Here is a 15486-nt window from a genome sequence, read left to right as displayed (position 1 = left end):
GCTTGCAACCGGAGGAAGGTATCATCCCATGCAGCGTTCACTGATCGTCCGACTCATCCTGCTGCTGGCCTGCTGCGTCGCACTGCCCGTGCCGGCGGCGGACGCTGGCGGCGACCCCGCCGGCATGCCGGCAGCACCGCCGGCAGCCGGCGTGCAGCCCTTCGGCGCCGCCCTGTTCACCGGCAATTTTCTCAAGACCCGCGAAGACGGGCTGAACCCCGCCTATGTCATCGCGCCGGGCGACCGGGTCAACGTCCGCACCTGGGGCGCGATCGAGATCAACGATGTCTACACCGTCGACTCCCAGGGCAACATCTTCCTGCCGGATATCGGCCCGCTGCGGCTGGAAGGCGTGCGTAATGGCGAACTCACCCCGACCGTGAAGGCACACGTGCGCAAGGTCTATACCAGCAACGTCGAGGTGTACACCAACCTGGTCAGTGCACAGCCGGTGGCGGTATTCGTCACCGGCCTCGTGAACAAGCCGGGGCGCTACGACGGCGTCCCCTCGGACAGCATCCTGTTCTTTCTCGATCTGGCCGGCGGCATAGACCCGGCACTGGGCAGCTACCGCAACATCGACATCCTGCGCAAGGACAAGACCATTGCCACCATCGACCTGTACGAGTTCCTGCTGCAGGGCCGCATCGCCATACCCCAGCTGCAGGACAACGATACCGTCCTGGTACGTCACCGCGGTCCCGTGGTCGAACTGGCCGGCAATGTCGCCCGCCCCGCGCTGGTGGAACTGAAGGATGGTGCCGCGACCGGTGCCGGGGTGCTCGAAATCATCCCGCAGGCGGCGCAGGCGACAGAGGTGACCCTGGTCGGCATGCGCGACGGCCAGCCCTTCAACCAGACCCTGTCACTGGCGGACTTCCGCACTAGCCCGTTGCACGACGGCGACACCGTCACGCTGCGCGACGACGGCAGGGCCGACACCATCCTGGTCAATATCGAGGGCGAGCACGAGGGACCGTCGGTGCTCTCGATCAGGCGCGGCGCCCGGCTCGTGGACGTGCTCGATCACATCGCGGTGAACCGTGCCCTGGCCAACACCGACGCCATCTACCTGCGCCGGGTTTCTGTTGCGCGCTCGCAGAAGGATGCCATCAACGACAGCCTGTTCCGGCTCGAACGCAGCTCGCTGCTGGCACTCTCTGGGTCGAGCAACGAAGCCGCCATACGCACCCAGGAAGCCAAGCTGGTGGAAACGTTCGCGGAGCGCGCCCGGCTGATCGATCCGCTGGGCCGCGTGGTCACCACGCAGGACGGCGTGCAACAGAACATCCTGCTAGAGCCGGACGATACCATCGTCATCCCGACCCGCACCCAGATCGTCAAGGTCGCCGGCGAGGTCCTCATGATGCACGCCGCCACCTGGCGTGAGGGCTGGACGGCCGAGGACTACATCCGGCTCGCGGGCAACTACACGGAGCGGGCCGACACCGCGAAGGTGATCGTGCACCACCCGAATGCAGCGGTGGACATTGTCAGCCCCGGGGATGCGCGCATCGGCCCGGGTGACGAGATCCTGGTGCTGCCCAAGGTGGACAAGAAATACCGCCAGTTCGGCATCGACCTGCTGGATATCGTGTACAAGATCGCGATCTCTGCGAAGGTGGCGCTGAACCTCTAGGCCGTCCTGCGCAGCCCTGGTCCCGGCGGGGAGATCAGGTCAGGGCGAGCCTGTCCTGGGAACGCTTGGCCCAGTGCGCGTAGACCTGGGTTATCTCCGCATAATTCCCCACCAGCGATTGCGCCAGGTCCGCACCGGTAAGTTTCTGCCTGCTGCTGTCCAGGTAGTGCTGCAGCCGTGCGAGCGCTGCCGCCTGCGTCTGCGTTTCGCAGTCATCCAGCGTCCGCAGCCCCAGCTTGCGATAGAGCTCGTTAACCCGCTGCACACGGGTTGCCTGTGTTCCTGCGTAGAAGCTGTCGTAGTCCACGATGATGACCCGGTCCGCCTGTTTGCGCAGCTGGCGCCACAGGGCATACCGGACCGCGAGCATGGCTTCCAGCCATTCCTCGAAGTGTGCCGCGGTTATCTCGAATGACTGAACGTCGACCGTACGGGTCGGATTCTCGTCGGCATGCCAGCGATTGCGCGCCGTCGCGATGTAGTTGGAAATCGCCTGATCGAACAGCGATGCACGCCGGGTCAGGATTATGAAACAGTCGAAATCATGGGCAATCGAGGCCAGCAGCTCGACCGGCACATGCTGGCTGTGGATCTTGAAACCATTATGGCGTTCGAAGAGATCCGCCAGCACCCGCATCCGCATATCCTGGCCGACCCGGTCGATCCAGTGATAACACGGGTAGCCGTCCGCGTGCGCGATTGCGTTGTCCAATCCATACTGCTCCGGCCGCACGCCGTTGTTAGGGTGCAGCAATTCGTTGCCCACGGCCAGGTCCGGATGGGCATCCAGACAGTAGGACAGATTGTTGCTCCCGGTCCTGGGCTCTGAGACGATCAGGAAAGACGGCCTTTTCACCTGCTCAACTCCAAGCCACTACTGCATGTTCGCGCGGGTTCATGCGCGTTCCCGGCTGTGCAGCCAGCCGAAATACCCGCCCTGGGCCGCGGCGAACGGGTCCGGAAAGGCCTGTTGCAGATCCGGACGCAGACGATACTGCACACGCTGCGCCTTGGTGATCGCCTCGCCATTGTCGTAGTGCCCGTAGTACCACCACCCGTCCGGAATCTGCGGTGCGGCAAAACGCTCTACCATACGCCGGTACCAGGCCCACAGCTCGTAGACCTCGGTATTGCCCTGCGCGTAGCGCTGCGTCATGAGATCACCGAGCGGGCCCAACTTGGTGAAATGGAAAAACCGCAGCAGACTGCCATTGACGAGGATGTCTCCCGTTGCGGTGATGCGTACCGTCCGGTTGCTCAGGTTCCAGCTGGCGACGTTATAGCCGGGATCCCGCACGATGCGGACTCCGTCGAACAGCGCCGGTACCAGGTCGCACCACTTCTGGTCGACGAAGATACCCTGTTCGGGCTCGTCATAACAGTAATCGAGCAGGCGATCGTTCCACCAGCGCAGGAATGCGCGTCCGCGCACGTCGTTACGGACCGCGACGAAACCGAGATTGTAGACACCCAGTCGCAGCGCAGTGCGCTCGTTGTCCTTGATTGCCATCGATCTCGTCTCCGGCTCCAGCTGATGCGGCGTCAGCAGCAGCGCGGCCTCGTCCAGCATCTCCACCAGCGGCTGCAGGGAAGCGAAGACAGCGATGTCGGGATCGAGATAGAAGATCTTCTCAGCATCTTCCTGTGCGGCGAGCTGCCGCATCGCCGGCCCCTTCACGGCTGTACAGGCCTCCACGACATCGTGCCCGAACAACCACCCCGGTAAATTCTCCACCGGCAGTGCATCAGTCCACAGTACGCGGTCGAAAGGCTCCAGCTCCAGATTGAAATCGAACCCTTCGGGAGCGTGATCTGTGATACAGACGGTGAATACCCAGTCCGGATGAAAACGCTTCAGGCTCCAGGCCAGCACCCGTGCCTTGGCGAGATAGGAGAAAGAAATGCTGGTAAAGCAATGGATCGCCATCCTACCCTCGACATCAAACTCCGTGAGACAAATTATTTATGTCGCATTAGCGACCGGCATTCTGAGCTTGGGTTTAGTCACAGCCGCAATTTACATCAATTAAGGCAGCTTGAAACCCGGATTTTCATTTATCACCTACAGTAGGTGTAACTGATATTTCCTTGCAATAGCCGTTCATCCCTGCAAAGTACGTGGCACAGCGCCACCGGGAGTAGCCATACCAAGGCACACCAACCGACGCTGTCGGCTGGTGTGCAGGTATAGATTATCGGAGAAGTTATCTCAGCGTCGGATAGAATCTCGGCGTTAATACAGTCGCACCTGTCTGCGGATTAACCGCAACCACAAGCAAATCCTCGCTGACAGCGGTAGATTGTTTCGACAGCCCCAGCATCAGTGTGTCGCTGATTAGATTATCATCCGTGTCTACACCATCCATACCGGCCAGCTCAACACCAGCAAAGTACTTGGTCCAAACGGATGTTGCGCCGGACAGATCCGCAGAATAGATCGCTACGGCGGTGACGAATACATCATCTGAGCCATCCCAGCAATCCAACCACATGTTGATACCGGAGTGAATGCGATTGCTTGCACCGACCAGGCTGCCCGTACTGTCAAGCGCGGCGCCACGCCGCCTGGCCGTATAGTCATAGTCAAAATCGAAACTTATGGGACTAGCGGGTGAGCAGCCAACCGGTATTGCGGGCGTAGGGAATATCCTTGGCGGTGTCGCCGCTACCAGACTGGATGTGCCGGCGGTGTAAACCCTGTACTGGAAGGTGATACTCTCCGGGTAGCCGTCGCTGTTCGCGTCATTCGCCTTGATATAAGGCGTTGCCATTTCCAGACCGCTGCCGTGGAAGTCTCCCATGAACGGCTTCACATCGACAAAGCCATCGGCCGCTGCGCCGCCGGCATAGCAGGCTGCTGCAAGCAGTGTAAATTTGAGTAGGGTTCTCGATTTCATGCTTCTCCTCCTAAGTTAGCAACTGCCACAAGCTTTCGATGTACTGCGGCAGCGTGCAGGTGATCTCGTCGGTTGAGAATGATTTCCAATTCACATTTGTGCATATCCGAGTCGCGGGCAATCAGCTCACCTGATTCAGCGCAGTGATACGCACTTACGGGCCACTCACCAAGTCAGCTGGTGAAGCAGTGAGCGGGACATTCTAAAATAAGCCTGATTCCGCCTGCCCGTGTGCACCGATGATAAAACGATTTACCGGCCTTTCCAAATGACGTGGCTGCGCGCCTTTCATGAACCGAGCTCATTGTAAGACAAAGGAATTATCACAGTAGTCACCCAGCCTCCTGCTTGCCATTTACTGGCGCCGCCTCGCAGGCTGCCACAATGACACGCAACATCAAGCTGACAACATGTCACCCCTAGGAAAGGCTGCGTCAACGGCTTCGGTTCACATGCTTGGGCATGCAGGGACTCGGCGCACTTCAATGCATATCACGAACACTTCTCTCCCTGTATCTGATGTCCGGTGCTGGCAGGTGTTCGGGTGAACACCAACGGTCCAATGCGCAGGGCGCTCAGGCAGTATTTATTTTTTGACTAACCCCAGTGAATCCTGGCTCATGGCACTGTACTCCAGCAACCGTGGCCGCACCTGCCCGCGGGCTCGCAACGCCGTCAGCAGCTGCCTGATCAACCCCGACTTGAATGCCCCGAGCATCTCTTCCTCGTCGCGGAATACCAGGCCACAGTCAAGCTCACGCACCATTTCCACCACGTGCCCGGACTGCGCATTGGTCACCACGGTCACACCCGCGGCGACAGCCTCGTGCGCGGTGATACAGTAGGTCTCCGGCCAGATTGACCAGACGAACGCAATATCGATGTCGAGTCGCGACATGGCCATCTGCATCGCCGCCGGGTCCCATTCCGACACCCGCACCGGGGTGTAATGCACGCCGGCTGGAAGCCCGTGCTCCTCCTCGCCCAACACGTGGAATTCTAGCGCCGGGTTGTGACGGCAGGCTTGTACCAGCCGCATGAAGACAGGCCACCCCTTGTGCAGGCGCGGAAACCCCAGAAATGCTATCCGCAGCATACCGTCTTCGGGTTTCGTGGCAGGTGACGGCGGGTCTGCGTGATCGATGAACCGGGTATGCGGCTGTACGTGGAGTTCGCGGTACTGCAGCGAGGTGTTCCCGCGCCACAATTCCGCCGCAGATTGCGAAGGCGCAAGCACAGTGAAATCGAGTGCTGAAAAAAGCTTCTGCATACGCGGTAGCTGGGCCTGGCGTTCCTCGCCATAGATACAGATCGCGCATGCCATGGAATCCGCCGCCGGTATACCGCAGTATCTGACTGTATTCCGCAGCAGGTTGTACCCGGGACAGAGTGTCTGGTAGTCATGCAGCCAATACAGGCAGCTGCCGTTGACGACGGATTGTGCAAGTTGCGTAACGAATTCCGCAGAAAACCCGAGCAGCGCATGCACGACCAGGTCGACTCGGCACCGGGGCTGTGGTAGCCCTTGCAGGACAGTCAGGCAGTCTTGCGCCGATACCATGCCAAGATGCTCGCCGTTACAGATGATGTACAGCAGCAGTTTTTCTGGATTCAGTTCGGAAGAAAGCACAGGCAGCGGCAATGCGGGATTAAGATTCAGGTAGATCGCATTACAATCCTGCACTGCGTGCTGTTCGAGGCGAATGCAGTTCTGCACCCCGCCTGCGATACTGCGGTAGTCGTCGTGCCCGAGTGACACGACTAAACGAGCCGCGCCATCTGCCAGGCACCCCGCAAGCCGTTGTGACAGCGAGTCGGCGGCGCCCGACTGCAGCCCGGGTAACTCGCGGGAATACCATTCTTCGAGTTCCCCCTCCAGCGAGCGCAGGTTATACAGGGCTTGTGCGATATATCCACCAGGCAAAACCGGCGCACGTCCTTCCTGCCTGCCCGTGTGAAGGTAGTGGAAAAATGGATTGATACCGACCGCACGCACGTCTGGATTTGCCTGCAGGTAGTAGGAAGTGGAGAAGTCGGGCGATGGATCACGCCCTTCCCGCCAGCCGGAGTTCATGTAGTGATCTAGCGGCGCGATCCCAGCAGCGCGTACATCGGGATTTTGTTGCAGATAGTAGGCAGCGTCAAATTCGCTTTCGACCAGGGATTTCTGCACCGTATCCGGTTGGGCCGGCACCGCGCCAGCTGCATCCGGAATCAGGGCGCGCCCTTCCATGCGACCCAGGACGAGATAGTGGTAGAAGGGATTGATACCCCCCTGCCGGACATCGGGGTTTGCAGCGAGATAATCCGCCACGGAAAACCAGGGCGCCGGATCATAGTCGCGCGCGTATCCCAGCAGCAGGAAGTGCTCCAGTGGATCCAGTATCTCGATTTTATGCTCTGGGTAGTGTTGGGTATAAAATTCGCCGTTAAATTCAGGCACCAGCGTCCGACGCACCAGTTCGAGCTGTTGCTCGTTCCTGAACGCGGTTGGCAGAGGTACGGGTCGACGCCCCTCCACGATACCCGTGGTCAGATAATGGTAGAACGGGTTTTCCCCAGACCCCGTTACGTCGCTGTTGTTCTCCAAATAGTAGCGCATGGAGAAGGCCGGCGAAGGGTCCCTGCCCTCACGCCATCCCTGGTTCACGAAATGCAGCAGCGGATCCTCACCCGATTTTGCGACGTCGGGATTCCGCTCCAGGTAATATTCCCTGGAGAAAGCGGGCTCGATGACCGCGAGGATTCGGTCGTCGTCCAGTCCTGAGTTCATGGACACCTCGGAGCGGGCACGCAGTCTCGGCAGGTCTCACAGCACGCAGCGACCGGATATGGCAGTGCGGGAGCGGCGTGACCGCCCGGCCGCGATTGCCGCACCATGGTCTGCGCGCACCCTGGAGCCGGTTCTGACTGTTTACCCCAACACAGCATCTACTTGTACATCGACCAGATTCTGTCATCCAGCCGGCATAGCTCGCCGAGCCGCGCTATTGCCGCGGAAGACGACTCCATCGCTTGCAGCCGCAACCTCCTGTCTTCCGGCATCTGCTGCTCGTTCCGGTTGAGCTGGAATCCGGGCCCGTCCGCCACGGCATGACCTCCCAGGTCCGCGATGGTCCGGAAGACCTCCGGCATGCGCTCCATCGAGAATACCTTGTCGAGCGCCGTGAGATTGTCCAGCGCCGTGGTGAGTATGTCCTGCTCCGTCACAGCGCCACGCCCCTGCAGTCCGACCAGCAACCTGCGCCCCATGTAGTGCCTGGCTGCGAAGTAATACGTGTAGAAATTGTCATAGTGATCGTCGATGAACGTTCTGAGATGCGGCTGACCACCGGTAAAATAGTCGTCCGGCGACAACTCCAGCGCTGCTTTCAGACCCTGGTGTTCGGGCCTTGCCAGAGCATCCGGATCCATGTCAGCCGCCTTGTTACGGAGGTAGAAATAAAACGACAGGATCCGCTCAGCCGGATCGCGCAGGATGGTGAACACGTATTTCGGACCCGGCAGGCAATCCAGCAGGGTCCAGTCAAAATGTCCGGAAAATACCTGGTACCTGGCCAGCTGCGCCCGACTCATGACACACAGCTGGTCATTGATCCGCGCCGGGCATACCGCCTCCTGACCGAACGCCCTGAGCAATGCCGCATGCACGGACTGACCAGCAGTCTTGGGCAAATGCAGAAAGATCACGCGCATGGATATACCCTAAGCCTGGCCGGCAAGGTCCGCGAGTCGCACCTTGCCCGGTGCATAGGTTGCAACAGCCCGTGCGCGCATACCCGCCACATGGTCGATGAATCGCGGTATGTCGTCGACACTCGCGCCTTTGAGATCCCACGGTGCGTAATCCCACCAGCCGACCGTCAGGAGTGATTCGATTTCGCGCTCCGGAAAACGGTATCGCAGCACCCTGGCGGGCGACCCCGCCACTACGGCATAGGGCGGTACGTCCTTGGTGACGACGGACTCTGCCGCAACCACTGCACCGTGGCCGATGCTCACACCGGGCAGGATGAATGCGCCGTGCCCGATCCAGACATCATTCCCGATCTGCGTCGTCCGCGCCTGCACCGGTGGGGTGTTGCGCTGGTAATCCGCACCTGGACTGATCTCCACCCCGGGCGGTGCATCCTGATCGAGCACGTCCTTGTATGGTGTGTAGAAGAACGGCGAAGTGCTGAAATAATGCAGCGGATGCGAGTGACGACCGATTTGCACATTTTCCCCGAACGAACAGTAGCGGCCTATACGGCAGGCAAAATAGAAGCCGCTGACTGCGTAGCTGAACGCCCCCATCTCCAGTGAATACTGGACGGACATCCATTTCAGACTGCATGGTGGCTCGAAGACCGAAGCTCTGGGCAGCGTAACGCCCGCATGATGAAAGGTCGTTATTCCCCTGCGGCGCAGCTCCAAGATCATCTCTCTGCTTAATTCAATCTGCATTCCTCGACCGCCCCCCAGGGGTTCTCAGGTATTCCATTGCGGATCCACATCCTTCCTGCCTTGCACCTGCTGGCTTCATTGTAGCTGCGGATTGCCGCGTCAGATCCTGACAAAAATTCAAGCCACGACCGGTGGCCTAGTGCGCATTCAGTGCAACTGATAGTAATCCTCGACCAGGCTGTCATAGCGCATGAAATCCACGACGGCTCCCGTAAGTCCGGCAAAGGTCTGCGCCGTATCCAGGATGAAGTCGTTCACCGCACGCGCCGACGTACTGGCCTCGAACGGCATGAGCAGGCCGTCGTATCCCAGCGTCCGCATCCGCTCAGCGATAGCACCGATATCGAAAGCCAACGGTCGTAACCCCGCCCGGATGGCGATCGACAAGGTATAGGAATAGGTTTCCGGCCACGTCGCCGGGAAGAATGCGGCATGGACACGGTAGACATGGATGAGGTCGTATACATCCTGGTCATCGTATTCACCGGTGACCAGGACATTCGGCATGCCCTCCAGGTCACTGAGATTGGTATAACCGATCACGACAAACTCGATCGGGAGGCGTCTGGCCAGCGCATCCTGCGCGCAGGCTAGCAGGAGATTGGAGCCCTTGTGCGGCCCGATCGCGCCGATGACGCCGAGCTTGAGCATTTCGCCTGCCTTGCGCCGTGCGCACATCGGCAGACTCATGGCGGGCCGAGGCTCCGGGTGCATCCTCAGCGTATATGTCAGGTCCGGATAATGACCGTGCATCCGGCTCCGCACATCCTCGCTGGGCACGAACACCTTCCGCGCCCGCTGCAGCAGATCATGGTTAGCCCGCTTCCACGCACGGATGTCTACCTGCCCGAATGGCGAATCGTGTTGCTCGATACAGCGCCTGCACGTCTCTTCATCGGGCTCACCACAATACCTGCCCTGCTCGTCGCACAGATGTATCCTGGGACAGATGGCAGTATAGTCATGCAGCGTCATATCGAAATCCAGGCCCGCGCGCTGCATCGCTTCCGGCAGCGCCGTCAAGATCCGCTCATCGAATCCTGCCAGGCTGTGCACATGCACATGGGTAATACCGTAATCGCGCAGGACGGCGGCATTGTGCTCAACCCCGCTCAGGACATCGAACAATGGCAGGTTCGGCATGTGCTCTGCCCCGGGACAATGGATGTTTCCGACCAGACTGTTGTGAAGGTCGGGCCGCATGGTATACACCTCGACACCCTCCTGCTGCAGCTGCGCCGCCATATCCTGCATGTGCTTCTCGGTGCCGCCACCCCAGTTGTGGCCGATCATGAGGAATATCCTGTTACCCGCCCGCCGCCGCAACCGCGCGATATCGATGTTCTTCCTGAAAGGCCGCACCGGATCCTCATACAGGAAATCCTGTATCATTCTGTCGTAGCCGGGATATTTTTTGTTGATGATGCGGATCGCATTGAGTACCCGTTCCTGCTTCTCCGCACCGAACGACGCGCCACCGAGATGACGGACGAAGGTATCGGCTGCCATCAGATTCAGCCATCCATTCTCTGCCGCTCTCAGGCAGAAATCGTTTTCTTCACCGTAGCCTTTGCCGAATTCGGCCGCATCGAACGCGCCTATCTCCCGCAGACACTCCCTGCGGATATACATGCAAAACCCGATGCCGGTCGGCAACCTCAGGTATTGCGCATCATTCATCTCCGCCGCGAGCCGGTCGAGCTCCCGGTAGCTCAATTCCAGCTGCATGTCGTTGTCGCGCACCGTGTATGGATAGCTGCATATTTCCGCGCTATTGGAGAACGGCGTGACCGTCGCCACACGGTCGACGCTATATGCCGCGCGCCGCAATCTGTCGATCCAGTCGCGATAGACTTCGGTATCCGCATTCAGCAGGATCACGTCCCGGTCTTCATGCAGTGCCATTCCCAGATTGACGGTCTTGACGAAGCCCAGATTCTCATCGTTTTCGCGGTAACTGATCAGACCGCTGCCAGCGAGTTCCCGCAGCTTGGCCACCAGCTTGTCGTCCGGGCTGCGATCATTGATCACGACAAGCTCGTACGCCGCACTGTTCTCCGCATTCAATACCTGGTAGATACAGTTCAGCGTTTCCGCGTAACCCTTGTAGACCGGAATCACGACATCCACGACCGGTACTGCGGCAGAACTGCCGACCTGCCTGATCCGGTCCGCGAGCGCATGCCATTCCTCCGCTGCGGGTGCAGCCGGCAGCTCCGCGGTGCGGTAGCCGGTTGCAGGATGACCGGCTTCCTGCGGCAACCGGCCTGCGCCTGGCCGCGATGAAGGCCGCCGCCCCTCCCTGCGCCCCTGGGTCAGGTAATGGTAAAAGGCATTGACGCCGAACGCCGCGACATCCGGGTTCGCCTGCAGATAATACGAGGTGGAAAAGTTCGGCGTCGGATCATAACCCTGCAGGCAGCCGACCAGGAGAAAATGCTCCAGCGGGTCGCGTATCTGCTGCCGGTGACCGGGATAGTGCCGCGCGTAGAAGTCCGCATCGAACGCAGGCGCAACGATCGCGCGTACGAATTCATATTGCTGCTCATCGCCGTAGATGGCAGGCAGCGGTACCGGACGCCGCCCTTCATCGATACCTGTAATCAGGTAATGATAGAAGGGATTGATGCCGGATTCGGCGACATCCGCGTTGTCCTGCAGATAAAAACTGGTTGAAAACGCCGGCGCCGGATCCCGCCCCTCGCACCAGCCGGTATTGAGGTAATGCTCGAGCGGGTCTATCCCCGAAGCGAGTACGTCCGGATACCGGTCGAGATAGTATTCGGGTGAAAACGCTTTCTCTGTGACGGCATGGACTTGCTCGTCATCCTGTTTGCTTCGCATACTGGTATTCGGGGATACTGGCTCCCGACCGCAACTCTAGCTATTCCGAAACATGACGGGAACTCAACTTCCCCTACGCCCGAGCGGGACAGTTGCCGATTCGCGTAACCGCCGCCAAGTCGGCTACTGCACGTCAGTGAGCCGGCAACCTTGCGGGAACACCCGTCACGCGGCCATACGACTGTTCGTATCTGATTGTTTTTCAGATACATGCATGATTACATGCCGGCCGGGGCGGGCGCAAGATCAACACACCTATTCAGCAGTTATATTTACTTTATAATCCCGCAGGTTGTGTTGTAATTATCAAACATCAATCGGTAGTTGCCCGGCAAGCCCGGGCGAAAGGCGCGTCGTACGGGGGAGCGGGCACCAAGCGACCAGTGTGGTCACGCACGACCCGGCGAGCCCGGCTCGGCATCATCGCAGCCACCGCGCCTGCGGGCAGCAACAGCAAGACCTGACCAAAACCTTAGCGCACGGAGTGTCTGGATGACTGAATTTACCGGGGTTACTGCACTGACCATAGTTTCCAAGAACTATATTGCCGTGGCTCGGGTACTGTGCGACAGCTTTCTGGAACACCATCCGGGCGCGCAATTCTACGTGTTGCTGGTGGATATCATGGACGGGGAGTTCGATGTCGCAAAGGAGCGGTTCAGCACCCTCTACCTCGGCGATATCGGTTTGCCAGGCGCCGATATATTTCCGTATCAGTACAATATCCTGGAACTCAATACCGCGGTAAAACCCTTTGCCCTCAAGCACCTCCTGCGCAACCCCGAGATCCGGAAAATCGCTTACATCGATCCCGACATTCTGGTTGCCAAGCCACTGGACAAGGTCTGGGATGCGCTGGATACGCATTCCGTCGTGCTGACGCCGCACATGCGCGAGCCGTTCTACGACAACGCCTCGCCTTCCGAGGTCGGCATACTGCAGAGTGGCACGTACAATCTCGGCTTCATCGGCCTGCGCAACAACGCAACGAGCGGCAAGTTGCTGAACTGGTGGATAGGCAAGCTCTATCTTGACTGCGTTGTCGATATACCTAATGGACTGTTCGTCGACCAGAAGTGGATGGACCTGGTACCGGCCTATTACGCGGACACCTTCATACTGCACGATCCGTCCTACAATGCCGCCTACTGGAACCTCCATGAACGCTGCGTGAGGGAAACGAACGGCGAATTCTTCGTCGACGACCTGCCATTGTCGTTCTTTCACTTCAGCGGGTTTAACCCGAACAAGCCCGATATACTGTCGAAGCACCAGAACCGGCACGAACTCGGCGACAACCCCGATCTGGCCAGGCTGTTCGATCTCTACGCGAAGAAACTTTTTGCCGCAGACTTTACCGAATCACAGGAGTACCGCTTCGCGTACGGTACACTGACCAACGACATCCCCGTTTCGCGGGTATTCCACAAGGTGATCCGGCACTGCCTGCGCCATCATGTCAGCTTCCCTTCCCCGGAAGCGGACCCGGACGCCTTCTGCGAATTCCTGATGACACCGACGGCCCTGCTGTTCGGCTTCCCCGTGCCGCCCGTAATCCACGGCATACTGCTGACCCGCGAGGATGTATTGAAACATTTTCCGAACGCCTGGTATGGCCCCGACGAGAATTTCAGAGGCTGGCTTAGCAACACCGGCAAGGACGAAGAGAACCTTACCCTGCTGCTGGAGCGGTACCAGCATTGCATGGACAGAGCCAACCCAGTCCAGCGCACCATGGATGTCTACCACAGGCGCGCCGACCTGAAGAAGACCTTTCCCGGACTCGCCGACAACCCTGCAGCATTCAACGGATTCTGTGACTGGATCAGGCTGCATGGCATCCACGAAGAACAGCTGAGCGATGCCGATGCGGACAGACTCGAACTGGCGCGCAATGGCTTCCACAAGGTGCTCCTGCTCTATTTCATGAGACCGGATCTGCAGGCGGCCTACCCGAAAATACATAGCGATGCCACCGGCTTTTTCAATTGGCTGCTGGAAAATATCCGGCACATGCCATTCTTGACTGAAAACGAGGCATACCTGTTCTACAACCTTGCGAGATATTCGAAACACACCATGGAACAGGCGCAGATATGCCTCAACCGGGTGCTGAGGAAGAAGGCCAACACGGTACTGACCAATTTCAACCTGGATGCGTTCTTCCGGCCGGCGAAAAGGCACTTCGATCTGACCGATCGGGCCAAACTGGCTAAAATCTCGCTCAACGAGGCCGGCTTCCGTTATCTGGAACCCCTGAATCAGCTCGAGGCCTGGTACTACAACACCCCGAATGTCAGGAAGAAGCACCCGCACGCTTTCGACAGCGCCAGGGATCTGGCCGAACTGTACGCACGCATCAACGGTTTTGCTGGCCTCAGGTCCCTGTTGCGCAACAGGAAATGGGTCAAGCTCCTGGGTGAGCAGGTCAGGCAGTACCGGCCCGATGCAACCGGAATCAACCTGTCCGGCTATTTCGACGCGCCAACCGGTATGGGGCAATCGTCAAGGTCGATGCTCCAGACAATCCAGGCCGCAGGTTTGCAGTACGTCAGCAAGCCGTTACCCAACATCATCGTCGACCCCGATTTCGACTTCATCGGGCGCAACCTGGCAGCGTATTTCGGCGCCGGCAAGGTCGAGAACCGCATCAACATGATTGTCTCCAACGCGGATTCCATCCAGGAGAGTATCGACTTCTACCCCGCATCCGAAATGGAAGGACGCAGAAACATCGGCTATTGGGTCTGGGAGACCGAGGCATTGCCCGGACACTTCCGGAAATCCGCGAAAGGTCTCCACGAGATCTGGACGCCAAGCCAATACAGTGCCAATGCGATAATGAAATGCGTTGACATTCCGGTCAGTGTTTTGCCCCACGTACTCGATTTCTCAGAAATCGATGCGGTCAAGGACCAGGCGGCGAACCGGGCTGCGTTCAACCTGCCCGAAGACTGCATGCTGTTCGGGTACTTCTTCGATCAGAAAAGCGTGATGGAGAGAAAGAACCCGCGGGGCGTCATCGACGCCTTTCGCCTGGCCCGGTCGAAGGCGCCGAATGCACGTATCCAGCTCGTATTGAAGGTCTGCGACCCACGCCCGGGCGACCTCGACTTCGAACTGCTCAAATCGGAGAGCGATGACCTCGATATCATCTGGATAGAACAGACCCTGAGCAGGGTACAGACGCTGGAACTGATGCACTGCCTCGACGCCTATGTCTCCCTGCATCGGTCCGAAGGCTTCGGATTGACCATGGCGGAAGCCATGGCCTTCGGGAAGCCGGTGATCGCTTCGGACTATTCCGGTAATATCGATTTCATGGACAGGGACTCTGCGATACTGATTACAACGCCGACACTGCGGACAAACCGCGCTTACGGGCCCTACCCTGCAGGCACCGTGTGGGGCGATCCCGACATCAGTGCCGCCGCCGAAGCCATTGCGGCCCTGGCCATGGGCAACCGCTATGCCGGCATCGGCAGCCGCGCCAGCGCCAAGGTGAGAGAGATGCTCGCCCCCGGCGCAGTGGCATCCAGACTGCTGGAACTGCTCAACTGCCAGCAGCCGGCCCGCAAGGAAGCCCTGATGTAATCAGGCACACCCTTCACGAACAGCAACGCGAGAACGCATCGGCATGCCTCACCGAAGGCTGGCTGG

9 protein-coding genes are annotated in these 15486 nt (G+C 59.2%); 2 read left to right on the top strand and 7 right to left on the bottom strand.

Features of this window, described 5'->3' with window-relative positions:
* Nucleotides 1–28: 28 nt before the first annotated feature.
* Nucleotides 29–1639, top strand: a complete 1611-nt coding sequence (locus R3F42_06735; protein ID MEZ5541722.1) for a polysaccharide biosynthesis/export family protein — start codon at nt 29–31, stop codon at nt 1637–1639.
* 34 nt (nt 1640–1673) lie between these two features.
* Here the strand turns inward: R3F42_06735 and R3F42_06730 are convergent, their stop codons facing one another.
* The 7 genes from R3F42_06730 to R3F42_06700 all read right to left on the bottom strand — a co-directional run bounded on the left by R3F42_06730 (nt 1674) and on the right by R3F42_06700 (nt 11826).
* Entirely contained in the window at nt 1674–2495 is an 822-nt protein-coding gene (locus R3F42_06730) for a sulfotransferase (protein MEZ5541721.1), read from the bottom strand.
* Between the two features lie 39 nt (nt 2496–2534).
* Nucleotides 2535–3566 carry a hypothetical protein gene (locus R3F42_06725; GenBank protein ID MEZ5541720.1) on the bottom strand — a complete coding sequence of 344 codons (1032 nt, stop codon included), beginning with the start codon at nt 3564–3566 and terminating at the stop codon, nt 2535–2537.
* A 277-nt stretch (nt 3567–3843) separates the two neighbouring features.
* Nucleotides 3844–4536: a hypothetical protein gene (locus R3F42_06720; GenBank protein MEZ5541719.1), complete on the bottom strand. Its 693-nt coding sequence runs from the start codon at nt 4534–4536 to the stop codon at nt 3844–3846.
* A gap of 586 nt (nt 4537–5122) precedes the next feature.
* A complete protein-coding gene (locus tag R3F42_06715; GenBank protein ID MEZ5541718.1) occupies nt 5123–7126 on the bottom strand; it encodes a hypothetical protein in 2004 nt (667 codons plus the stop codon).
* A 341-nt stretch (nt 7127–7467) separates the two neighbouring features.
* Nucleotides 7468–8232 (bottom strand): sulfotransferase family 2 domain-containing protein, encoded by a 765-nt coding sequence (locus tag R3F42_06710; GenBank protein ID MEZ5541717.1) that lies wholly within the window; start codon nt 8230–8232, stop codon nt 7468–7470.
* Nucleotides 8233–8241: 9 nt separating this feature from the next.
* On the bottom strand, nt 8242–8982 hold the full coding sequence (locus tag R3F42_06705; GenBank protein MEZ5541716.1) for a CatB-related O-acetyltransferase: 741 nt from the start codon (nt 8980–8982) through the stop codon (nt 8242–8244).
* A 147-nt stretch (nt 8983–9129) separates the two neighbouring features.
* Complete coding sequence (locus R3F42_06700) at nt 9130–11826, bottom strand: glycosyltransferase (protein MEZ5541715.1); 2697 nt, start codon at nt 11824–11826, stop codon at nt 9130–9132.
* Between the two features lie 492 nt (nt 11827–12318).
* Between R3F42_06700 and R3F42_06695 the strand changes: the two genes are divergently transcribed.
* Nucleotides 12319–15420, top strand: a complete 3102-nt coding sequence (locus tag R3F42_06695) for a glycosyltransferase (protein MEZ5541714.1) — start codon at nt 12319–12321, stop codon at nt 15418–15420.
* The last annotated feature ends 66 nt before the right edge of the window (nt 15421–15486 follow it).

It is taken from the genome of Pseudomonadota bacterium (assembly GCA_041395565.1).
In the GTDB taxonomy this organism is placed as follows: Bacteria; Pseudomonadota; Gammaproteobacteria; order UBA9214; family UBA9214; genus UBA9214.
This window is presented reverse-complemented; position numbering and strand designations above follow the sequence as displayed.